The organism is Serratia sp. B501 (genome assembly GCF_051172315.1).
Taxonomy (GTDB): Bacteria; Pseudomonadota; Gammaproteobacteria; order Enterobacterales; family Enterobacteriaceae; genus Serratia; species Serratia ureilytica.
This window is the reverse complement of record NZ_JBPIZB010000001.1, coordinates 733,746-753,275: the sequence shown is the minus strand read 5'-3', so window position 1 is coordinate 753,275 and position 19,530 is coordinate 733,746. Positions and strand designations below refer to the sequence as shown.

Annotated in this window: 23 protein-coding genes; 9 read left to right on the top strand and 14 right to left on the bottom strand. The window is 58.8% G+C overall.

What is annotated here, in order from left to right; all coding sequences use genetic code 11:
- Positions 1-57: 57 nt before the first annotated feature.
- A complete protein-coding gene (entS, locus tag ACSBQV_RS03825) occupies positions 58-1,341 on the top strand; it encodes an enterobactin transporter EntS (protein ID WP_099783116.1) in 1,284 nt (427 codons plus the stop codon).
- Positions 1,342-1,345: 4 nt separating this feature from the next.
- Here entS and ACSBQV_RS03820 read toward each other — a convergent pair whose 3' ends face one another.
- A complete protein-coding gene (locus tag ACSBQV_RS03820; protein WP_099783114.1) occupies positions 1,346-1,705 on the bottom strand; it encodes a winged helix-turn-helix transcriptional regulator in 360 nt (119 codons plus the stop codon).
- A 101-nt stretch (positions 1,706-1,806) separates the two neighbouring features.
- Between ACSBQV_RS03820 and ACSBQV_RS03815 the strand changes: the two genes are divergently transcribed.
- Together ACSBQV_RS03815 and ACSBQV_RS03810 are read left to right on the top strand one after the other, a co-directional pair.
- A complete protein-coding gene (locus ACSBQV_RS03815; protein ID WP_099783112.1) occupies positions 1,807-2,361 on the top strand; it encodes an NAD(P)H-dependent oxidoreductase in 555 nt (184 codons plus the stop codon).
- A gap of 91 nt (positions 2,362-2,452) precedes the next feature.
- Positions 2,453-3,103 carry a LysE family translocator gene (locus ACSBQV_RS03810; RefSeq protein ID WP_099783110.1) on the top strand — a complete coding sequence of 217 codons (651 nt, stop codon included), beginning with the start codon at positions 2,453-2,455 and terminating at the stop codon, positions 3,101-3,103.
- Positions 3,104-3,118: 15 nt separating this feature from the next.
- Here ACSBQV_RS03810 and ACSBQV_RS03805 read toward each other — a convergent pair whose 3' ends face one another.
- Positions 3,119-3,895 carry an NAD(P)H-dependent oxidoreductase gene (locus ACSBQV_RS03805; protein WP_099783108.1) on the bottom strand — a complete coding sequence of 259 codons (777 nt, stop codon included), beginning with the start codon at positions 3,893-3,895 and terminating at the stop codon, positions 3,119-3,121.
- Between the two features lie 84 nt (positions 3,896-3,979).
- On the opposite strand from ACSBQV_RS03805, the gene ACSBQV_RS03800 reads away from it, so the two are divergent.
- Positions 3,980-4,873 carry a LysR family transcriptional regulator gene (locus ACSBQV_RS03800; RefSeq protein ID WP_099783107.1) on the top strand — a complete coding sequence of 298 codons (894 nt, stop codon included), beginning with the start codon at positions 3,980-3,982 and terminating at the stop codon, positions 4,871-4,873.
- Positions 4,874-4,895: 22 nt separating this feature from the next.
- On the opposite strand, the gene ACSBQV_RS03795 is transcribed toward ACSBQV_RS03800, so the two are convergent.
- From ACSBQV_RS03795 to ACSBQV_RS03775, 5 genes are all read right to left on the bottom strand, one after another.
- The gene (locus ACSBQV_RS03795) at positions 4,896-5,057 is read right to left on the bottom strand and encodes a hypothetical protein (protein ID WP_162838235.1); all 162 of its coding nucleotides are present in this window, start codon (positions 5,055-5,057) and stop codon (positions 4,896-4,898) included.
- Positions 5,058-5,198: 141 nt separating this feature from the next.
- The gene (locus ACSBQV_RS03790) at positions 5,199-7,265 is read right to left on the bottom strand and encodes a TonB-dependent copper receptor (protein ID WP_099783105.1); all 2,067 of its coding nucleotides are present in this window, start codon (positions 7,263-7,265) and stop codon (positions 5,199-5,201) included.
- A gap of 223 nt (positions 7,266-7,488) precedes the next feature.
- Complete coding sequence (locus ACSBQV_RS03785) at positions 7,489-7,890, bottom strand: DUF2946 domain-containing protein (protein WP_071845141.1); 402 nt, start codon at positions 7,888-7,890, stop codon at positions 7,489-7,491.
- Between the two features lie 337 nt (positions 7,891-8,227).
- On the bottom strand, positions 8,228-9,529 hold the full coding sequence (locus ACSBQV_RS03780; protein ID WP_099783103.1) for a PQQ-dependent sugar dehydrogenase: 1,302 nt from the start codon (positions 9,527-9,529) through the stop codon (positions 8,228-8,230).
- 10 nt (positions 9,530-9,539) lie between these two features.
- Entirely contained in the window at positions 9,540-9,965 is a 426-nt protein-coding gene (locus ACSBQV_RS03775) for a DUF2231 domain-containing protein (RefSeq protein WP_099783101.1), read from the bottom strand.
- Positions 9,966-10,133: 168 nt separating this feature from the next.
- Here ACSBQV_RS03775 and ACSBQV_RS03770 point away from each other — a divergent pair, with 168 nt between their 5' ends.
- Positions 10,134-10,592 (top strand): YbaK/EbsC family protein, encoded by a 459-nt coding sequence (locus ACSBQV_RS03770; RefSeq protein ID WP_434991416.1) that lies wholly within the window; start codon positions 10,134-10,136, stop codon positions 10,590-10,592.
- A 79-nt stretch (positions 10,593-10,671) separates the two neighbouring features.
- Here ACSBQV_RS03770 and ACSBQV_RS03765 read toward each other — a convergent pair whose 3' ends face one another.
- Positions 10,672-11,049 carry a VOC family protein gene (locus ACSBQV_RS03765; protein ID WP_033643102.1) on the bottom strand — a complete coding sequence of 126 codons (378 nt, stop codon included), beginning with the start codon at positions 11,047-11,049 and terminating at the stop codon, positions 10,672-10,674.
- Positions 11,050-11,073: 24 nt separating this feature from the next.
- Between ACSBQV_RS03765 and ACSBQV_RS03760 the strand changes: the two genes are divergently transcribed.
- Positions 11,074-11,289 (top strand): hypothetical protein, encoded by a 216-nt coding sequence (locus tag ACSBQV_RS03760; protein ID WP_099783099.1) that lies wholly within the window; start codon positions 11,074-11,076, stop codon positions 11,287-11,289.
- Positions 11,290-11,388: 99 nt separating this feature from the next.
- Here the strand turns inward: ACSBQV_RS03760 and ACSBQV_RS03755 are convergent, their stop codons facing one another.
- From ACSBQV_RS03755 to ACSBQV_RS03740, 4 genes are all read right to left on the bottom strand, one after another.
- On the bottom strand, positions 11,389-11,796 hold the full coding sequence (locus ACSBQV_RS03755) for a hypothetical protein (RefSeq protein ID WP_099789523.1): 408 nt from the start codon (positions 11,794-11,796) through the stop codon (positions 11,389-11,391).
- A 6-nt stretch (positions 11,797-11,802) separates the two neighbouring features.
- The gene (locus ACSBQV_RS03750; RefSeq protein ID WP_117188295.1) at positions 11,803-12,183 is read right to left on the bottom strand and encodes a DUF4440 domain-containing protein; all 381 of its coding nucleotides are present in this window, start codon (positions 12,181-12,183) and stop codon (positions 11,803-11,805) included.
- Between the two features lie 85 nt (positions 12,184-12,268).
- Entirely contained in the window at positions 12,269-12,781 is a 513-nt protein-coding gene (locus ACSBQV_RS03745) for a hypothetical protein (RefSeq protein ID WP_117188297.1), read from the bottom strand.
- Between the two features lie 39 nt (positions 12,782-12,820).
- Positions 12,821-13,831, bottom strand: coding sequence for a LacI family DNA-binding transcriptional regulator (locus ACSBQV_RS03740; protein ID WP_117188299.1), 1,011 nt, complete (start codon positions 13,829-13,831; stop codon positions 12,821-12,823).
- Positions 13,832-14,148: 317 nt separating this feature from the next.
- Between ACSBQV_RS03740 and ACSBQV_RS03735 the strand changes: the two genes are divergently transcribed.
- From ACSBQV_RS03735 to ACSBQV_RS03725, 3 genes are all read left to right on the top strand, one after another.
- Positions 14,149-15,072: a substrate-binding domain-containing protein gene (locus ACSBQV_RS03735; protein ID WP_197785241.1), complete on the top strand. Its 924-nt coding sequence runs from the start codon at positions 14,149-14,151 to the stop codon at positions 15,070-15,072.
- 67 nt (positions 15,073-15,139) lie between these two features.
- Complete coding sequence (locus ACSBQV_RS03730; protein ID WP_042784508.1) at positions 15,140-16,315, top strand: Gfo/Idh/MocA family protein; 1,176 nt, start codon at positions 15,140-15,142, stop codon at positions 16,313-16,315.
- A 10-nt stretch (positions 16,316-16,325) separates the two neighbouring features.
- Positions 16,326-17,267, top strand: coding sequence for a sugar phosphate isomerase/epimerase family protein (locus ACSBQV_RS03725; RefSeq protein WP_117188303.1), 942 nt, complete (start codon positions 16,326-16,328; stop codon positions 17,265-17,267).
- Between the two features lie 53 nt (positions 17,268-17,320).
- Here the strand turns inward: ACSBQV_RS03725 and ACSBQV_RS03720 are convergent, their stop codons facing one another.
- A complete protein-coding gene (locus ACSBQV_RS03720; RefSeq protein ID WP_193160124.1) occupies positions 17,321-18,418 on the bottom strand; it encodes a hypothetical protein in 1,098 nt (365 codons plus the stop codon).
- A 61-nt stretch (positions 18,419-18,479) separates the two neighbouring features.
- Positions 18,480-19,517 (bottom strand): Glu/Leu/Phe/Val dehydrogenase dimerization domain-containing protein, encoded by a 1,038-nt coding sequence (locus ACSBQV_RS03715; protein ID WP_033643093.1) that lies wholly within the window; start codon positions 19,515-19,517, stop codon positions 18,480-18,482.
- Between the last annotated feature and the right edge of the window lie 13 nt (positions 19,518-19,530).

Here is a 19,530-nt window from a genome sequence, read left to right as displayed (position 1 = left end):
GCAACCGGGCCGGGGCGTGCGCCACGGCCCGTACTAAAACATGATATGCAGGACACTATGGCCAGACCTTCTTTTTTTCTTGATTTCAGTTTGCTGAGAAGCAATGCGCATTTTCGTGCGATTTTCTGCGCCCGCATGCTGTCGGTGTTTTCACTCGGCATGCTGGCGGTGGGGGTGCCGATTCAGATCCAGGCGATGACCGGCTCCACGTTGCAGGTGGGCGTGGCGGTGGCGCTGGACGGGGTAGGCATGTTTATCGGCCTGATGTTGGGCGGGGTGCTCGCCGATCGCTACGATCGCCGCAAGCTGATCCTGTTCGCGCGCGGCACCTGCGGGCTGGGCTTTGTCGCCCTGAGTCTGAACGCCTTCGCGCCGGCCCCGTCGCTGTGGGCGCTCTACCTGCTGGCTGCCTGGGACGGGTTCTTCGGCGCGCTCGGCATGACGGCGCTGATGGCGGTGATCCCGCTGCTGGTCGGGCGCGAAAACCTGGCGGCGGCGGGGGCCTTGAGCATGGTGACGGTGCGCATCGGCGCGATCCTGGCGCCGGCGCTGGGGGGGATCATCATCGTGTTCGGCGGCGTCGGTCTCGCCTTCGCCGTCGCGGCGGCAGGGACGCTGGGCACCCTGGTCCCGCTGGTGCGCTTGCCGACGTTGCTGCCGCAGCAGCAGGAGCCGGAACACCCGCTGCGCGCGCTCGCCAGCGGCTTCCAGTTTGTCTGGCGCAATAAGGTGGTCGGCTCGGTGGTGCTGCTGGGGATGCTGATGAGCATCGTCGGCGCCGTCAGGGTGCTGTTCCCGGCGTTGGCGCAGGACGCTTACCACGTCGGCGCGTCCTCTATCGGCCTGATGTACTCCGCGGTGCCGCTCGGTGCGATGCTGGGCGCGCTGACCAGCGGCTGGGTGGGGCGTTTCTCTCGCCCTGGCGTGCTGATCCTGATCGCCGCTATCGTCGCGTTTACCGCCATCGCGTCACTGGGGCTGTTCAGCCATCTGGCGCCGGCGCTGCTGGCGCTGGTGTGTTACGGCTACGCCAATGCTATCGCCTCACTTCTGCAGTTCATGCTGATCCAGAGCAATACGCCGGATCATCTGCTGGGGCGGGTGAACAGCCTCGGCACCGCGCAGGACGTGACCGGCGATTCGATCGGCGCGCTGGGGCTCGGCGTACTGGGCAGGGTGTTCACACCATTGATGAGCGTGCTGTCGTTTGGCGCACTCGCCGCTGTGCTCGGCGTGCTGGTGGCCTTCAGCGTGCGCATGCTGCGCCAGTGCCGGCCGGCGGACGCGTTGGTCGAGCACGATGAGCCGGCTCCGGCAACCTCAGCGGCGGCGGACAACTAACCCCTCACGGCGCTGGCTGTTCCGGCCGGTGCCGCTCCCCCCAGTCGCACATCATGTCGATCACCGGGATCAGCGAACGCCCGCGCTCGGACAGGCTGTACTCCACCTTGGGCGGGATCTGCGGATACTCCTTCCTCACCACTAGCCGGTCTTTTTCCAGCTCTTTCAACGTCGAGCTCAGCGTCTTGTACGAAATGGTACCGATGCAGCGCTGCAGTTCGTTGAACCGCAATACCGGCTTATACAAGGCCAGCCAGTAGAGAATAATCATTTTGTATTTACCGTTGATCACCGACAGGGTGTAGCCATAACCGGTGTCTTCAAGGCTGATGCCCGTAGGGCTGCAGTGGGATTCGGCGGCCATTTACACTTTCTCCAGGGTAAGTATGTGTCGTGAGTGTGCGTATTTTACATTCTGTCAGCATACCCTAAGATGCGTCGAAACACCTGACTGGAGAGATCAGTATGAAAACGTTGGTGGTAGTGACACATCCCGATATGGCGAACTCGGTGGTCAACAAACGTTGGCTGGAGGAACTGCGCCGCTATCCGGCGCTGTATACCGTGCACGAACTGCATCAGGCCTATCCGGACTGGCAGATCGACGTCGCCAAAGAACAGCAGTTGATTGAAGCGCATGACAACATCGTGCTGCAGTTCCCCATTTACTGGTTCAGCAGCCCGCCGCTGCTGAAAAAATGGCTGGACGACGTGCTCACCTACGGCTGGGCCTACGGTTCCCGCAGCGGCTATAAGATGCAGAACAAGAAACTGGCGCTGGCGGTCACGGCGGGCGTACGCGCAGAAGATTACGCGCGCGCAGGGCGTTATCGCTACTCGCTGGAGGAGATCTTCCGGCCGTTTGAAGTGACCGCCGATTACGTGCGGGCCGACTATGCTTCGTTCTTTGCCTTTTACGGCAAGGAAGCCGCTTCGGACGGGACGGCAGAGCAGGTTCAGCAGCACGAGTTGGACAGCAGCGCGCAGGGCTATCGGGCATTTCTCGCCGCCCTGAATTAACGAGACTCCCCGGATGCGCCTGATAGTGCTGTTGCGAATGTCCGGGGAGGAATATGATTGCCGTATCCTTTGACTCGCCGGTGATAACCCCATGCCTTCAGTCGAAACGTTTATTGCTTTTCTTGTTGCACTTACCCTTCTGGAACTGTCTCCTGGACCGGACATGATGCTCACGTTGGCCCGAGGTATCGGCCAAGGCCGCCGTATCGCGCTGCTCAATGTTTTCGGCATGGTTTTTGTCGCCGGTATGGTGCAGGTTTCCATGCTGGTGCTCGGCCTCGCCACGCTGCTGCATGCTTATCCGCTGGCGTTGGACGTATTGCGTTGGGTTGGGGCCGCCTATCTGGTCTGGCTGGGGATAAAAATGCTGAAGGTAAGCCGGCAGCGTTCCGATGCCGTGCGAAAACCCCGGATGATGACCGAGTGGCAGGCGGTGAAAGAAGGAGCGATTAACAGCCTGACCAACCCTAAGTCGCTGCTGTTCATGTTTGCTTTCCTCCCGCAGTTTGTTAACCCTGAAACCGGGCCGGTTTGGCTGCAATTGCTCGTTTTAGGTTCCATTCAGAAGCTGGCCGGGATCCTTTCGCTGGGTTCTGTCGCTATGGCCTCCGGCACCGTGGGACAATGGCTCGCCCGCAATCCCCGGTTGTTGGTGTGGCAGCAGAGATTCACGGGCTTGGTCATGATGGGATTGGGCGCCAAACTCCTCCTCGGGGGCGGCGCTGCGTCAGCGCCGCGATAAGGGGAGCGGCTCGCGCTATTTCAGGTGAATGCTAAAACCGTCTTGCCCCGGCGCGAGATGCGCTTTCAGCGTCAGCTGCGGGATCAGGTAGTCACCGGCGTTCTGCCGCCGAAACGGAATCGGCTCGGTGTGCCACAGATTATCGAGCCGCTGTCCGAGCTGCTCGCACAGGGTGGCGAAGCGCGTCTCGTCGGTCTTTCCGGCGCGATAGGTGACGAACGGCGGCAACACCTCGAACCCCGGGTAATGCAGCATGCCATGCTGGATAGGAAACAGAATATCGTCGATCGGCCCGTTGATACCGCGCGGGGCGTAATGGGATTCCCACCCGCCGGCGCTGACGATCAGCATCGCCCGTTTGCCCGCCAACATACCCTCGCCGTAACGGTCGCCCCAATGCGTATCGGAATGCTCACCGACGCCATAGGCAAAACCATAGGCATAGACACGATCGAACCAGCCTTTCAGAATCGCCGGCATCGAGAACCACCACAGTGGAAACTGCAGCAGCACCGCGTCCGCCCAGCGCAGCTTTTGCTGTTCCCGTTCGATGTCGGCGCTCTGCACGCCGTTGGCGAACGCGCGCTGGGAATCCAGCGAAGGAACGAAACGGGGCCCTGATGCGCCTTCCAGGCTGTCGTCGGCGTCGATCGCCGCTTTCCACTTCATAGCGTACAGATCGGACACCTGTACCTGATGGCCGGACTGCGTCAGACGCTCAACGGCGAAGTTTTTCAGTGAGCCGGTCAGCGACTGTGGCTCCGGGTGGGCGTAAACAATCAGCACATTCATAACAACGCTCCTTGGGGTGAGAGCTGCAGGTTAGGGCGTCGCAAGGTATATTAGAAATGAATTACCGTTATCACAGGTATAACCATGAATAATTTAAGGCGGCTGGATCTCAACCTGCTGGTGACGCTCGACGCGCTGCTGGCGGAGCACAACGTCACGCGCGCGGCGCAGCGGCTCAATTTCTCTCAGCCGGCGGTCAGCGTGCATCTCGCCAAACTGCGGGCGATCTTTGACGATCCTCTGCTGTTGCCCGGCCCGCGCGGCATGCGTCCGACTGCCAGAGCGGAGCAACTGCGGGAACCGCTGCGTCAGGCGTTGGCGGCGCTTGAGTTGGCGGTGACGCCGGCCACGCCGTTCGATCCCGCCGTGGCGACCGATACCTGGCGTGCGGCCGCCTTCGACTACGGCGAATCCACCATCGTCCTGCCGGCGCTGAACGGTTTGCGTACGGCGGCGCCCGGCACCCGGCTGGCGGTGCTGGAGATCGCGCCGTCACGCATCGCCAAACTGGCGGAACAGGGAGAGATCGATCTGGCGTTTCACACCCGCGAAGGGGCGCCGCCCGGTCTGCGTCAGCGCACGCTGTTCAGTGAACGCTATGTGCTGGTGGGCAGAGTCGGTCACCCTAAGCTGCATGAAAACCTGACGCTGGAGCAATTTTGCCGATTGGAGCAGGTGATGGTCTCACCGGACGGCGGCGGGTTCTACGGCATCACCGATCGGGCGCTGGCGGACGTGGGGCTGACGCGGCGCGTGGTGCTTTCCGTGCCGCATTTTCTCTTCGTTATCTCGGTGCTGACGCAGTCCGATTTGGTGGCGATGCTGCCGGAGCGGCTGGTGCGCAACCAGCCTTTATTGCAACAGCTCGAGCCGCCGCTGGCGGTGCCGGGTTTTGAAATGACCATGCTGTGGCACGAACGATCGCATCGGGATCCCGCGCACCGGTGGCTGCGCGAACATATCGTGCGGTCAGTGTGAGCGGGTTAAACTGCGCGGGAAATTACATGAACAGGAAGCGGTCGGCCAGCGGAACGCCACGCTCAAGGCGCGGTGGCAGCGCGTCGTCGCGATCGTCAGGCTGAGCAGCCTGCGGCGCGGCGTCTTCGGCTTTTTCAATCATCAGCTCGCCGAGCAGGGCCAGAAAACGAGTGAGCTTTTGCATATTCCCTCCGGATCGTTGATTACGTTGAGAGTGATAGTAATCGCCGCTAAACCGAATGGGAAAAACTTAAAACTCATATCCTAAGAACCGGATCGCATATCGCGTAACCGGGCGACGGTTGCCCATCGCCCGATGGATGGCTTAGAAGGTGACGTTAACCTTGGCCCACAGGGTGCGGCCCGGTTCATTCACCGCGCTGTTGGCCGAATAGCCGAAGGCGCTGTTGCCCGCCAGGTTGAGGTGCTCGCTGTAGGTCTTGTTCAGGATATTATCCAGACCGGCGCTCAGCTTGACGTTTTTATTCACCTTGTAGGCGGCGTTGGCGGAGAGCACGCCGAAGCCGGCGCTTTCGGCAAAGTCTTTGCCTACTACGTTGCCTTCGTTGATCGCCACGCGGTGCTGGCCGCTGACCAGTCGCCACAGGCCGGTGCCGCTCCAGTCGCCGTACTCATAGGTCAGCCCCAAGCGTGCCTCCAGCGGCGGGATCTGAGGCAGCGGGCGGCCGTCGCTGGCGTTTTTCCCCCAGGAGTAGGCCAGGCTGGCGTCGGTTTTCCAGTGCTCGCTCAGTTGATAACCCATGCCCATTTCGCCGCCCATGATGTTGGCGTTGACGTTATCGGCCTGGCTGAGACGCGCATTGTGCGGATCGTATTTGAACAGGATGAAATCATCGACGCGGCCCACATACGCGGAGACCCAGCCGTTGAAGCGCTTGCCGTTGTACTGCGCGCCAATGTCGAGCTGCGTGGTTTTCTCGCTCTTGACGCTGGAGAACGGATCCTTGCTGCCGTTCGGACCCAGCTTCGGCGAGAACAGCTCCCAGTAATCCGGGAAGCGCTCGGTATAGCCGACGCCGGCATACAGCATCAGCGGCAGCTCGGCCAGCGTATGCTCCAGGCGCATAAAGCCGCTCGGCAGGGTGTCTGAACGTTCCCCGTCGCTGCCGCTGCGGAAGTTCTCCACCAGGGTGCGATCGAGACGCGCGCCGCCGATCAGCTTATCCTGCTCGCTGGTGGACCACGTCAGCTCGCCGAAGGCGCCGTAGCTGTTGAACTGGGCGTCTTTTTCCCAGCTGCCGCGGCTCATGCTGCGGTGGGTATTGGTCTGCGTGTCCAGGCCGCTTTCAAGCTTCACGTCCTGCCACTGCCAGGTGCCCATCACGCGGCCGCCGACGGTGCGGCGATCGAGCTGCATCGTCATGCCGGAAGACATCATGTGCCCGCCGTGGCCCCCCATGCTCATGCCGCCATGCCCACCGTGGCCACCCATGCCGCCGCTGCCCGGTGAACGCAGGGTCACGTTGTCCATCACGTGGTTGGCGTAGTTGTAGTAGACCTGCGCTTCCAACTTATCCAGCACCTCGCCGATGTTGGATTTCTCCACCCGCATGCCCAGGCTTTCGCGTTTGAACTGCGAACCGTCCATGCTGCGGCCGGCATAGCGCGCTTCGCCGTTGCCGCGCCCCATCGTCACTTCCAGCAGCGTGTCGGCATCCGGTGTCCAGCCGAGCGCCAGATCGCCGTTCCATTTGTCCCAGCGCGATGGCACGCGCGTATTCGTTCCGTCCTGGTAATCGTTGGCGCGCGACTTGTTGGCCATCACCCGCAGGTAACCTTGCTCGGCGCCGAGGCTGGCGTCGACATTCTCGTCCCAGCGGCCATTGGAGCCGGTCAGCACGCTGGCGTTGCCCTTGATGCCCGGCTTGTCGAAGCGCGGACGTTCACGTTCGAAACGCACCGTGCCCGCCGACGAACCCGGCCCCCACAGCACCGTCTGCGGCCCTTTGGTAATGGTCAGCAGATCGAAGCTTTCCGGCGAGATGTAAGAGGTGGGCGCATCCATTCTCGATGGGCAGGCGCCGAGCATCTCCGAACCGTCAGTGAGAATTTTCAGCCGCGAACCGAACATGCCGCGAAATACCGGATCGCCGTTGGTGCCGCCGTTGCGGATCTGCGAAAAACCGGGGATGGTTTTCAGATAGTCCGAACCGTCGCTGGCGGGCACCGGCTGACGCGGGGTTTTTGGTGACGTCACGATGGTCAGCGGAGAGTAGAGCGGTGCGGTGACAGTGATCACGTCGCCATCATTAACCTGTGCGTCGGTAGGGTGCTGATGCGCCTGCGCCGCGTGGCCGGCCAGCAGGAACAGCGGCATGGAGGTGGTGATGGCGCGGGTGACGGCGTTCTTTTTATAAGCGGGTTTAAACATCATCTTTCCTTAAGCTAACTTTTTTCCATTATTCTCCGGCGATTTATTCAGGCGTGGGGATGCCTGGCGAAAATCACCATCGGAAAATACGGGGGTTAATTCCCTCAACGTGGAAATAACCGGGCTAATAATGTCGTCTCAATGCATAACCATTGGGCGTATTAATTCCGCCATGTTGAAACGATCAACGGCAATACAGAAACGGCAATGGGGTATTGTTAAATCAGAGGAAAGAGACGGGCGGCGCGCGCGGCTGTAATTCGGTATGAACGACGTGGGCAAACAGGGGAACGAGATAATGAGTCGGCGGCGGGCGCGAGGCCAGAGATTGAGACCAGAACAGCGGGGCGTGGCTCACGTCCAGCAGCGGCGCGTGCAGCAACAGCACGCAGTAGCCGCAGGCGCTGTCGTCCATCATCATCGCCATGTTGTGGTGGCCGCCGCCGTGCTGCATCATCGGCGATGCGGCCTTTTCCGGCGCGGCCGGCGGCGAATGCATCTCATGATGCATCGGCATCGCCATGCCGCAGTCCGCCATGACGGTCGTTTCAGCACTTCCGGCGCGCGCATGCTCCAGGGATCGCGAGACCACCGGCGCAATGAACAACATCAGAATGGCGAACATCCCTAACCAGGCGGCGGCCCGGTTACGTGATGCAGGGGGCTGAATTAACGACACAATCAACCTAAAAAAGGGTTAACACAGGGGAGGGAATTGTACTGGTTTATGTCGAAATGTTAAAACCTTTTATTTCTGGTCAACGCTCTGTTGATGAATATATTATCGGATAAGCGCTTTAATTCTGACCAAAGGCTATTTTCTTACGCCAATAACGTGACGGGGACAATATTAATGACGGAAAAACTGACGAGCACGATTATTCCGCTTTATGACGATCTGGCTGGCGCAGAGGAGTGAGTAACAATGTCACGGGCGAGTTCACCGGAACCCGCCCGTAACCTTACTTCGCGCTGACGCGCCAGACAGTGTTGCCGACGTCATCCGCAACCAGCAAAGCGCCGGTCTTATCGACAGCCAACCCCACAGGGGCGCCATAGAGTTCCTTCTCATCATCGGAGACAAAACCTGTCACCACGGCCTTGAGCTTGCCGACCGGTTTGCCTTGCTCAAACGCCACATAGCTGACCCGGTAGCCGTTCAGCGGCGAACGATCCCAACTGCCGTGTTCGCTGATAAAGGCGCCGCCGTGATAGTCGGCCGGCAGAGCGCTCGCGGTGTAGAACAGCAGCCCCAGCGGCGCGACGTGCGAGCTGAGCGCGTAATCCGGCTTGATGGCTTTCGCCACCAGGTCCGGCCGCGGCGGCTGTACCCGTCGATCGACGTGCTGGCCGAAATAGCTGTAAGGCCAGCCGTAGAAACCGCCGTCTTGCACCGAGGTCAGGTAGTCCGGCACCAGATCGGCGCCGATTTCGTCACGCTCGTTGACAATCGCCCACAGCTTGCCGCTTTGCGGCTCCCACTGCAGCCCGGTCGGGTTGCGCAGGCCGCTGGCGAAGATGCGGCTGGCGCCGGAGGCGGTGTCCACTTCCAGCACGGCGGCGCGCCGGTACTCTACGGCCAGGCCGTTTTCGGTGATGTTGCTGTTGGAACCGACGCCGACATACAGCTTTTTCCCGTCAGGGCTGGCCAGCAGGGCCTTGGTCCAGTGATGGTTGATGGTGTCCGGCAGGTCGGCCAGTTCTTTGCCCGGATCGCTGATGCGCGTTTCGCCTGGCTGATAGGCGTACTGCATGATATTGCCGGTATTGGCCACGTACAGCGTATTGCCAATCAGCTGGACGCCGAACGGGGAATCGAGCCCCTCGAGGAAGACGTGCTTTTCCCAGTTGCCGCCGGCGGTTGGGCGCAGCAGGGTGATGCGATTGCCCCCTTTGCCGCCTTTACCGGATTGGCCTTTCACCAGGCCGGCGATCAGCTGCTTGGGCGTGCTCACCGCTTCCGTGCCCGGCCCGTTGGCCTCCACGACCAACACATCGCCATTGGGCAGCGTGAGCAACTGACGCGGATGAAGCAAATCGTCTGCCACCTTATCGATTTTCAAGCCTTCCGCCACTTTCGGCGTCTGAACTTGTTGCCAGCCAACGCCCTTAGGCACCTGCATCGGCGGCATCAGAAAGTCTTGCGCCGCCGGCAACGTCGGGTCCGGGCCCATTTGTTGCTCTGGCGAAATGACGGCGCTGTTATCGCAGCCGGCCAAGGCCAAAACGGCGGAAAGGGTGAGCGCCAGAGATGAGAGCTTCATGAAAACCTCCTTATTTTACGCGGGCGCCAAGGGCCAGAAGAATATTCGCCAGGCTGAGCAGCGCGACCACGATGGCAGACAGCACCAGGCCTTGGGGCACCACGGCATACGCATCCCGGCTATGCACGAAAGCGTTGATAATGGCGAGAACGATGGCCAGCAAATTCAGCCAGAAATGGAGTTTGACCGACGATCCCCGCAGCCGAGCGCTGCCGAACCACACCTGCACCAGGTTAATCAGGCGGGGAATGATGGCAAAAATCAGGCCGATGGCAATTAGCCAACTTGCGCCATTGACCCACTGAATATTAGCGGTACAGGCATAAATGATGTCGAAAATCAGCGCCGCGGTGAAAAATCCGTAAGGTATCGGGTTGAGCCATTCATAGACGGCCACTGCGGCCGTTGAAGGCCTTGCTGTCGTTTGCGTGGTCATGCAGGCATCTCCATGAAAAATGATGGGTAAAAAGGCCATTGGCCCCTTAAAGCTTTGTTCAGATCCAGCGATTTGAACAATTTTGATTCTCATTTTTAGCATGCGATGTTAAAACCGAAACCATCACTTCGGCATTATCAATGGTTTAGCAATATCAGGAGGCAGGGCATGAGCATAGAACGCGTTCAGCGTTTTCTGGCCGAGCACGCACCGGAGACGACGGTGACGGTGCTGGCAAAGAACACCGCAACGGTGGCGCTGGCGGCAGAAGCCTTTGGCGTGGAGAGCGGGCAGATCGCCAAGACGCTTTCGTTTCGCGTTAACGGCGATGTGGTGCTGCTGGTGATGGCGGGAACTGCCAGAATCGACAACAAGAAGTACAAGCAATTCTTCGGCGTGAAGGCGCGTATGCTGCCGGCGGAAGAGGTTGAAGCATTAACCGGCTATCCGCCCGGCGGCGTTTGTCCCTTTGCTGCACCTGAGGCGGTGAGGATCTACTGCGATCATAGCCTGCGCGCTTTTGATGAAGTGCTTCCGGCAGGCGGCAGCGAAAACTCCGGCGTGAGAATTGCGCCACAGCGGCTGGCCGGCATCACGGGAGCGGAGTGGATTGACGTGACGGGGTAACTAATAGTGACGCCGTCACAATACATTATGTTAAATACAGAGTCTTTTCTCTGTATAATTATTTGTTTTAAATGGAAAACTAGGCTATCGCGTTGTGGCAAACCGCCTCGATATTATGGCCATCCGGACCAATCACAAACGCCGCATAGTAGTGGGCATGATAATTGGGGCGTAAACCGGGCGCGCCATTGTCTTTGCCGCCGGCGCTTAACGCGGCGTGATAGAACGCATCGACCTGTTCACGGCTGCTTGCGGTAAATGCCAGGTGCAGATGCGCCGGTTTTTCATCGGTCTGAAACAGGCATAATGACACGTTACCCCGATCGGGACACAGCTCAACGCCATAATCGGGTTCACCTTCGGCAACGATCTTTACGCCCAGTGGCGCCAGCGCATTAAGGAAAAACGCTTTGCTCAGAGCAAAGTCGCTGACGCCAAATTTCACATGGTCAAACATGGGGATGTCCTGGAGTGTGGAAGAATGTTCCCATTCAGTATAGCCAACGCCATGAAGGCCACCGGAAACGGTGAAGACGAACGCCAGTACGCATTTGGCAGGCAGAAGTTGTTCATTTTTATGGCGCGTTTTGGTGAAATCTGCAGTATCGCAATAGCCATGTTTTATCAGATTTCACGTAGCGCGATCAAAAAAGCGGGGGGATTTCGCCTCAATATCCCCAGAGATGCATCGACATAAGCATGCCCGGTCATCATTAATGGCAGAACGCATTTATCTATGATCCTCAGTGGGTGGAACGTGATAAAGCTGAAACTTCGCGAGATACTGGCTGGCGTGTTAACGGCTGTCCATCACATCGGCAGAGTTGGCTGGCGGCCAAACCAACGATTGATAATTTTGCTGGTAGGTTAAGCGGCGTTGGAACGCCAAGTGCCGAAATCCTGGGAAGCGGCAAACGCACGCCCCACATGACAGCTTAAGACCAGCTGAAAAACGAATTCGTTCAACGGCATGAGCAACGGGCGTTGAAATGGTTGGCCACAGGAGAAAACCCATGATCAAGCCAGGACGCCAGAATCCACGTATAACCACATGGGTGCGCATAATGTATATTATGTTAAATTGCATTATTGGATACGCACCGCCGTTAGCCTGGCCGTCCTTTCTCACCTCACCTTCAAGCCTTATCAGGCTGCTAACCTTTTTTATGTTTAAGCCCATCATCAGCCCGTTCAGTTTCAGCACCTCAGTTTAATCCTCGGTCGGTGTGCCCTGATGAAACCGCATCTGCCAACCGGCCTTTTCCGTCAGCATCCAAATCGACGACCGTTCTGTGCAACGAATGGTGTTGCCCTGCGCGTTGCGTTGAAAACTCTTATACGTCAGCAACACTGTGCCTTCACTGATTTTCGCCAGCGTAAAACCTTCGGCAACAATCTGCGGATGCTCAGTTTCCATTTCCAGCGCCGCAACGGTCTGGCGTTTGTCATAACGCAGACCTGAGCGAGCAATCTCTTCAAAGTCTTCATGCAGCAATGCCGCGACGCGCTGCGGATCGCGGCGCACCGATGGCTGATGCAGTTCAACCTCAAGCGTCTGGATTTGGCTAAACAACTTTGCAGAATGCGTCAAAATGCCCTCCTTTTTGATCGCGCTATGTGAAATCTGGCAAACTTCGGCAGTCAATCTACTCCAGAATGACTCTCGTGAAACCTGACTATTCCCAGGATTCCTTCTCATAGGGTTTTTGCCAGTTCTTTTCCGTGATGGGCACGAGTTCCCCGTTGAACGTATAGGTACAACAACGGCATCTCACCGGCACATCTTCTGCGGTGAATGCCGGGTTCACTTTCTGCAGTATCCCGTGGTCATCTACGCATAGACCACTGTAATAGCTCGACTCACCACAACAGACATAACTGCGCCAGTTTTTACGGTGCAGCGCCACCAGGTAAAAAATAGGCGCTTCTTTATCTAACCGACTAATCGCTTCGCTGTGTACTTCATTCCAGGGTTGGCCCACTTTACTGAGCAAAAATTGAAATAGCGGCGTGTAATCCATGCCATGTTGTATCCGCCCATGCATGCTTTCACGCAGCGGCAACTGCTCATCGTCCGCCTGTTTGCCATGGCGCCCCCAGCGGTACTCGCCACCGCTGGCGATGGGACCTCTGGATGCAACGCTTTCTCTTCTATAGAGTTTCTTCTTTCCATCTCGATGTGCTCTCATCAAGCCTCAATAGTGACAATGTCACACAAAAAGAAATCCTTACGCCGGTTTCCCAGCCAAATGCGACTGCCGAACCCGCAATTCCCCATGCCGCCAGGCGCCGTCTGCCGTGGCACGATTGTCGATCAGGCGATTCAAGGCCTCCTCGACCAGCCGATCGATGCGTTGGCTGTAGCTGGTCAGCGCCCAGTTGGCTGAGCCGGCTTCGTCGATATCGTCGAAACCTACCACGGCCATTGCAGACGACGGCGCCACTTGCCTTAGCGCTTCGAGCGCCCCCAGTGCCAGCACGTCGTTCTCGCAGAACAGCGCCTCAACCCGCTCGCTTTCCGGCGTTGCCTGCAGGTATTCGCTCATCAGCTGGAAACCGCGTTGGCGATCGTAGTGGCCGGCGGTGAGCACCCGATCCAGCTGAAAGCCAGAGGTTATCAGCCTATCGCGGTAGCCTTCCATGCGCAGCAAATGGCTGCTTTGCGTATCCGGCCCCTTCATATAGCCAAAGCTGCGATGACCTTGTTCTATCAGCAGCGCGGCGATCTCTTCGCCGGCACGATAGCCGTCGATATTGACCACATCGATATGTTCACTTTCCGTATTGCGGCATACCTGCACCAGCGGGATCTGATGCAGATCTTGCGCGATCGCTGCCCACTCTTGGGTTAACACCGTCGCCAGGAACAGAATGCCATCGACCTGCAGCTGATCGGCCATCGCCATCACCGCCCGGTAGTTTTCCCCGGCGGTGATGTTCAGCAGCAGCGCCATATAGCCGCGTGCTTGCAGCTGTTTGGTGACCATATCGAGCATCATCATCGAATGCGGGTTCTTCATTTCGTCGATGGCCACGCCGATGATGTGCGTGCGTTTTTGCGACAGGCTGCGCGCCAGCAGATTTGGACGATAGCCCAGCTCTGCCGCCGCCGCCAACACGCTTTCACGCGCGTTGTCCGAGATCGACGCACCGGGCGTAAAGGCGCGCGATACCGTCCATTTAGAGACGCCGGCCTTTTCGGCGACGTCGCTGGCGGTGGCTTTGTGGTGTTTCGTCATGGTTGCGTCGATCCCTGCTTCGGTGAAGTCACACTATAGCCCTGCTCGCTCAGATCCCCTAAGCGCCTGCCGGCATACCTGCTGCGATTATGTCCCGTTTTTGCACCCGATTGCAATTTGTTATGCAACCGGGTGCAAAACGTAAAGAGTTTGTGATCGTCCACGCTGTTTTCACCTTTCCCCTGTTGACCAAGTTTTATCCATGGCCGACATTCACGGTGGCATTCATAGACTCATCGCCGTTTTGTCCCCTGCTTTGCACCCGGTTGCAAAGCACTGTTTTTACATAACACCTCTCTTCTCAACAGGATACCGTAATGAAAAAAACCAGACTGTTGTTGATGTTAGCCTGCTCGCTGTTTGTCGTGACCGCCCAGGCCAAGAGCTACCAGGTCGGCGTGGCGTTGGCCAACTTCGATCTCAACTTCGTCTCCATCCTGCGCAGCCAAATGGCGCGGGAACTGGCTGCGCAACAGCTGCAAGGCCAGTTCGTCGATGCCAAAGGCGATGTCGCCCTGCAGGTGCAGCAGGTTGACGATCTGATTAATCAGGACGTGGACGCCATTATCCTTAACCCGGTCGATACGCAAGGCGTTCAGCCGATGATAGCGGCCGCCCAACGCGCCGCGATCCCCCTTATCTTCGTCAACCGCAAACCCGAAGTGCCGCTGAGCGGCGCGACGGCCTACGTCGGCTCCGATTCGGCGCTCAGCGGCCGCCTGCAGATGGAGGCCCTGGCGAAAAAAATGCATTACCGCGGCAACGTGGCGATCCTGATGGGCGCCCTCTCCAACGAAGAAACCCGCGAGCGCACCCGCGCGGTGGAAGCGGTGATCGCCAAACACAAAGAGCTGAAAGTGATAGAGAAACAGACTGCGAAATGGCAACGCAATGAAGCGGTCGACGTGGTCTCCGGCTGGTTGCTGAACGGCGTACCGATCGATGCGATCGCCGCCAACAACGATGAGATGGCCATCGGCGCGATCATGGCGCTGAAGCAGGCCAAAAAGAACGGCGTACTGGTTGCCGGTATCGATGGCACGCCCGATGGCCTGCAATTTATCAAAAACGGCGACCTGGCGGTGACCATTTTCCAGGATGCCAAAGCCCAGGCGATCGGCGCGGTGCAAGTGACCCGAGCGATGTTGGATCACGCCAAAACCGAGTCTTACAACTGGGTGCCTTATGCCACCGTGACGCGAGAAAACTACCCGCAATTTGCGCAAATGAACCAGAAATAAACCGTTGCCACTCTCTTTTTCAACCCACTTTGCACCCGAGTGCAAAACCACAGTATCAGGAGTCAGCATGTTAAATGGTGAAAGAAGCATCCCTCGCCCGCTGCGTTGGGCGATGATCGGCGGCGGCCGCCTCAGTCAGGTGGGCTACAAGCACCGTTCCGGCGCACTGCGCGACAATACCGCCTATCGGCTGGTTGCCGGCGCTTTTGATATCGACGCGGCGCGCGGGCGTGAGTTTGGCGTCAATCTCGGCGTGCCCGCTGAACGCTGCTATGACGACTATCAGCAGTTGCTGAAACAAGAGGCCAACCGCGAAGATGGCGTTGAGGTGGTGACCATCGCCACCCCTAACGGCACCCACTATGAAATCACGCGCGCCGCGCTGAATGCCGGCCTGCATGTCATCTGCGAAAAACCGCTGTTCTTCACTACGGCGGAGGCGAGAGAAATCAAGGCGCTGGCGGCGGAGAAAGGCCTGATCGTCGGCGTAACCTACGGCTTCTCCGGGCATCCGCTGCTGATGCAGATGCGCGCCATGATCGCGAACGGCGACATCGGCGAAATACGCATGGTCGAATTGCAGTACACCCATGGCTTCAACGCCAACGAAAGCGCGGACACGTTCGAGGCGCAAAAGTGGCGCGTCGATCCGAAAATCGCCGGCCCCTCCTTTGTGCTGGGCGACATTTCTACCCACACCTTCTACATCTCACAGCTGGTCATGCCCGACATGAAGATTGCCTCACTGCTGTGCGATCGCCAGAGCTTTATCCCTTCCCGCGCCCCGCTGGAAGACAATGCCATGGTGCTGATGCACTACGAAAACGGCGCCGTCGGCCGCATGTGGGCCTCCGCCATCAACGCGGGCGCGATGGATAGCCAAAGCATTCGCGTGGTGGGCGCACGCGCCAGCCTGCAATGGAGCGATTCCACGCCCGGCGAATTGCGCTATGAGATCCAGGGGCGGCCCAACCAAACGCTGCACCACGGCATGCCCTATCTGGACGACAGCGCGCTGGCCGAAGAGCGGCTCGGCGCGCTGCATACCGAAGGCCTGGCCGAATCCTGGGCCAATATCTACCTCAAGTTCGCCATCGCCATCAGCGCCAGCCAGCGCGGCGATCGGCAAACTCTGGCCACGCTGATCTATCCGGATATCGATGCCGGGTTAGAAGGCGTGCGCTGGATTGAAAACTGCGTTCGTTCCGCCGACAACGGCGCCACCTGGGTCAATTACCGATAAGGAAAGCATCATGAAACTTTCATTCTGTACCGACAGCCTGGGCCATTTGCCCTTCGAGCCGATGCTGGATCGGTTGCTGGAACTGGGGGTACGCGGCGTGGAAATGACCACCGGCGGTTGGTCCCCGGCGCCCCATCTGGATACCGACGATCTGCTGGCCAACCCGGCCAAACGCCGGCAGCTGCAGCAAGCGCTGGGAAGCCGCGGCATGGAGATCGCCGCGCTCAATGTCTCCGGCAATCCGCTCGATCCGGGCGAGCTGGGGCAGCGCCATCTGCGCCAAACCGACAATACGCTGGAGCTGGCCGGCCTGCTGGGGGTGAAGAAGATCGTCATGATGAGCGGCCTACCACCGGCCAGCCCGCATGACACCATCCCCAACTGGATCACCTATACCGTCAGCTGGCCCCCTACGGTGAAAAACTGTCTGGACTATCAATGGAATGAGGTGGCGATCCCCTATTGGCAGGCGCTGGTCGCCCGAGCCAAAGCGTGCGGCGTCGAGCGCTTTGCGCTGGAAAACTTCAGCGCCATGCTGGTGTGGAACCCGGAAACGCTGTTCCGGCTGCGAGAGGCCGTTGGCCCGATGGTGGGTCTGAACCTCGATCCCAGCCACTTGATCTGGATGGGGGCCGATCCCATCGCGGTGGCCCGCGCCCTTGGCCCCGCGATTCACCATGTGCACGGCAAGGACGTGCGCCTGGAGCGCGGTGTCGTCGAGGTTAACGGACTGCTGGAAACCAAACCGATCGACGAGGTGGCCGGCCGGGCCTGGAACTATGTCGCCGTCGGCTGCGGCCGGGATCTGCAGTGGTGGAAGGAATTCTTCTCGGTGGTACGCATGATGGGCTACAACGACTGGGTGTCACTGGAAATGGAAGACTTGACCATGTCGGTCGATGCCGGCATCGCCTCTTCCGTTCAGGCGCTGCAGCAAACCCTCAGCCAATAAATATCCTGCGCGGCGGCCACGGCCGCTGCGCCACCCAGTGAATTGCCAACCGCTTACAAACACCATACCGGCCGGGCGCCCACCGTCGCACTGGCATGCCCAGCGCCATGGCTCAGGCACAGCGTTCTCAGCCCGGCACCCGCACCGGAATACCAGGCGCCGCCTCGCATCAGCATGCGTTCGCCGTAGTTGCGCAGATAAACCTGATCGCCGTCCGCACACCGGTGATGCGGTGCAACGCCGAGGATTTTCAATATATCCGGCACCGACTCTCCACTTGCCGCACCAATACGCCCGAACTCATCATCCATCAAACCTGGCGGATACCCATTGTCTTGCGGATCGCCGTTAAAATGCTGAATAGAGTCGGTAATAAGCGGCGTGCCGGCATTGCCGGTAAGACTCGGCGATGAAGCATCGAATTTTGCGGTTCCCGGGCTGCCGGGAGGTAGCCACTCGCCTGTTGCCAGCTCGACCGCGCGCCAGCGTTCGTCTTCATTATCGGTCATCGGCATCGCGGCGTCATTGTCCGGTAAAAGCAGGATTTCCCCCGCGACCAATTTCAGCCCGTGTTGCCATTCCCAAAGGTTGCCGCAGAGATCGCCAATACCGTGCGGCGTACCGTCATGATACCAGGCGGCCGGGCCGGATGCGGTAAACGTTGTCGGATCGCCCTGCTCATCGCCCACGACACCGCCGTCACATCGCTTGCCATACTGGCGTCGATCGCGATGCGATCGCCCACTCTCGGTATTGCCTAACTCCGGCCATCCATGATGACGGCACCAGAACATCAACGCGGCCCATTCGGCGTTGGTGCCGATGTGCCAGCCGCGTCCATTGCGAGCCGCCGCCTGTCGAAATGCGGTCAGGTCATGCCAGCTGGCCGGGGCCGTCTCAGGTTGACTGACCAGTTCGCCATGGATCAGCGTGCCTGGGTAACAGCCGTAGAAGAAAGCCTCTTTTCGCTGACCGTTGACGATAAACGCCGGATGAACCGCCTCGCCTAACCCTGATGTGACCTCTTGCAGCGTAAAACGAGGTATCACATGCATATAGCTGGGCTGCCCACTTGCGGTGTAAAGCACGGTGCGACGCCCTTGCGATTCGGCCTCTACTTTGCAACGCAAAGCGTCTTTTACAATAATCATGGAGTTATGTGCCCGTTAAAAAAGCCGAGGCCGGGAAAGCGCAGGCTCCCCGGCCCATTTCTTACGCCACCATGGCGGCGGATTTGATCGGTTGCAACAATTGTCCAATATCGCAATTGAGCAGTTGAGCGCGCTGCAACAACTCCTCCGTCTTGGCGCCAATCACGGAGTGAACATAGGCGTTGACCTGCTCCTGGTTCATTTGGTTATAACGGTCGGTAAACGCCATTTCGATGCTGTCGCAGATCACTGCACCGGCGTTGCTGACGTAGTCCGGCAGATAGTGAATACCGCGCGCCAACAGCCGCTGTTCAGCCTGCGGCGTATTAAACGGTGAGTTGGCGCTGCTCACCACCCAGCGGGTATTCAGCTGTTCAATATTCTGTGCATTCAATACGTTGGACATTGACGCGATGCACAGCACCTCGCTGGGTTGCGCCCAAAGTTCCTCTTCGCTCACGCGGCGCACCCCCGCAGGAAATTGCGCTGCGGGGTTGATGTCATAGGCCGTCACCTCACAACCGAACAGCAGGCTTTGTTTCGCCACTTCAGTGCCGACCTTGCCCATACCGTGAATGGCAATGCGCGCGCGAGGCAAATGATTGAGCCTCAGCGTCAACACTTTTTTCATCGAACTCCAGACGCCGTAGCCGGTTGCCACCGATGTATCGACTTGTGGGCTGTCCATGGCATTCAGGATCCACGGCGTAAACTGCCGCAGATAGTCCATCTCTCGATTGCCGGTATTGATATCGCATCCCGTAAACATGGTGCCGCCATAGCGATTGAGCAGAGCGCCTATTGCTTCAAGCACTGCCGGTTGCTCTTGGGGAGAACGTTTGCTGTTCACCACGATTTTGCCGCCGCTGAAGCCGGTATTGTACAGCCCGTGCTTCAGCGACATGCGTTGCGCCAGCATGATCGCCTCCTCTTCCTGCTGCTGCCGGGACGCATAGTTTCGCCAACGGATACCGCCATTGGCCGGTAGCAGCTTGATCTGCGACGAGTAAGCCAGGGTGAATGACGTTTCGTCATCGATTACGACCGTTTCTATCTGGTATTGGTTATGTGTATTCAGCAATTCATTGTTAACTGACATAATTTGCCATCCT

Bases quoted from the DNA above. Each gene is read 5' to 3' on its own strand.
- ACSBQV_RS03735 (WP_197785241.1), top strand. From the start codon at position 14,149: ATGAAAAAAACCAGACTGTTGTTGATGTTAGCCTGCTCGCTGTTTGTC.
- ACSBQV_RS03725 (WP_117188303.1), top strand. From the start codon at position 16,326: ATGAAACTTTCATTCTGTACCGACAGCCTGGGCCATTTGCCCTTCGAG.
- ACSBQV_RS03715 (WP_033643093.1), bottom strand. From the start codon at position 19,517: ATGTCAGTTAACAATGAATTGCTGAATACACATAACCAATACCAGATA.
- entS (WP_099783116.1), top strand. From the start codon at position 58: ATGGCCAGACCTTCTTTTTTTCTTGATTTCAGTTTGCTGAGAAGCAAT.
- ACSBQV_RS03740 (WP_117188299.1), bottom strand. From the start codon at position 13,831: ATGACGAAACACCACAAAGCCACCGCCAGCGACGTCGCCGAAAAGGCC.
- ACSBQV_RS03730 (WP_042784508.1), top strand. From the start codon at position 15,140: ATGTTAAATGGTGAAAGAAGCATCCCTCGCCCGCTGCGTTGGGCGATG.
- ACSBQV_RS03780 (WP_099783103.1), bottom strand. From the start codon at position 9,529: ATGAAGCTCTCATCTCTGGCGCTCACCCTTTCCGCCGTTTTGGCCTTG.
- ACSBQV_RS03760 (WP_099783099.1), top strand. From the start codon at position 11,074: ATGTTCCCATTCAGTATAGCCAACGCCATGAAGGCCACCGGAAACGGT.
- ACSBQV_RS03785 (WP_071845141.1), bottom strand. From the start codon at position 7,890: ATGTTCGCCATTCTGATGTTGTTCATTGCGCCGGTGGTCTCGCGATCC.
- ACSBQV_RS03775 (WP_099783101.1), bottom strand. From the start codon at position 9,965: ATGACCACGCAAACGACAGCAAGGCCTTCAACGGCCGCAGTGGCCGTC.
- ACSBQV_RS03770 (WP_434991416.1), top strand. From the start codon at position 10,134: ATGAGCATAGAACGCGTTCAGCGTTTTCTGGCCGAGCACGCACCGGAG.
- ACSBQV_RS03810 (WP_099783110.1), top strand. From the start codon at position 2,453: ATGCCTTCAGTCGAAACGTTTATTGCTTTTCTTGTTGCACTTACCCTT.
- ACSBQV_RS03790 (WP_099783105.1), bottom strand. From the start codon at position 7,265: ATGTTTAAACCCGCTTATAAAAAGAACGCCGTCACCCGCGCCATCACC.
- ACSBQV_RS03815 (WP_099783112.1), top strand. From the start codon at position 1,807: ATGAAAACGTTGGTGGTAGTGACACATCCCGATATGGCGAACTCGGTG.
- ACSBQV_RS03795 (WP_162838235.1), bottom strand. From the start codon at position 5,057: ATGCAAAAGCTCACTCGTTTTCTGGCCCTGCTCGGCGAGCTGATGATT.
- ACSBQV_RS03820 (WP_099783114.1), bottom strand. From the start codon at position 1,705: ATGGCCGCCGAATCCCACTGCAGCCCTACGGGCATCAGCCTTGAAGAC.
- ACSBQV_RS03720 (WP_193160124.1), bottom strand. From the start codon at position 18,418: ATGATTATTGTAAAAGACGCTTTGCGTTGCAAAGTAGAGGCCGAATCG.
- ACSBQV_RS03800 (WP_099783107.1), top strand. From the start codon at position 3,980: ATGAATAATTTAAGGCGGCTGGATCTCAACCTGCTGGTGACGCTCGAC.
- ACSBQV_RS03765 (WP_033643102.1), bottom strand. From the start codon at position 11,049: ATGTTTGACCATGTGAAATTTGGCGTCAGCGACTTTGCTCTGAGCAAA.
- ACSBQV_RS03745 (WP_117188297.1), bottom strand. From the start codon at position 12,781: ATGAGAGCACATCGAGATGGAAAGAAGAAACTCTATAGAAGAGAAAGC.
- ACSBQV_RS03805 (WP_099783108.1), bottom strand. From the start codon at position 3,895: ATGAATGTGCTGATTGTTTACGCCCACCCGGAGCCACAGTCGCTGACC.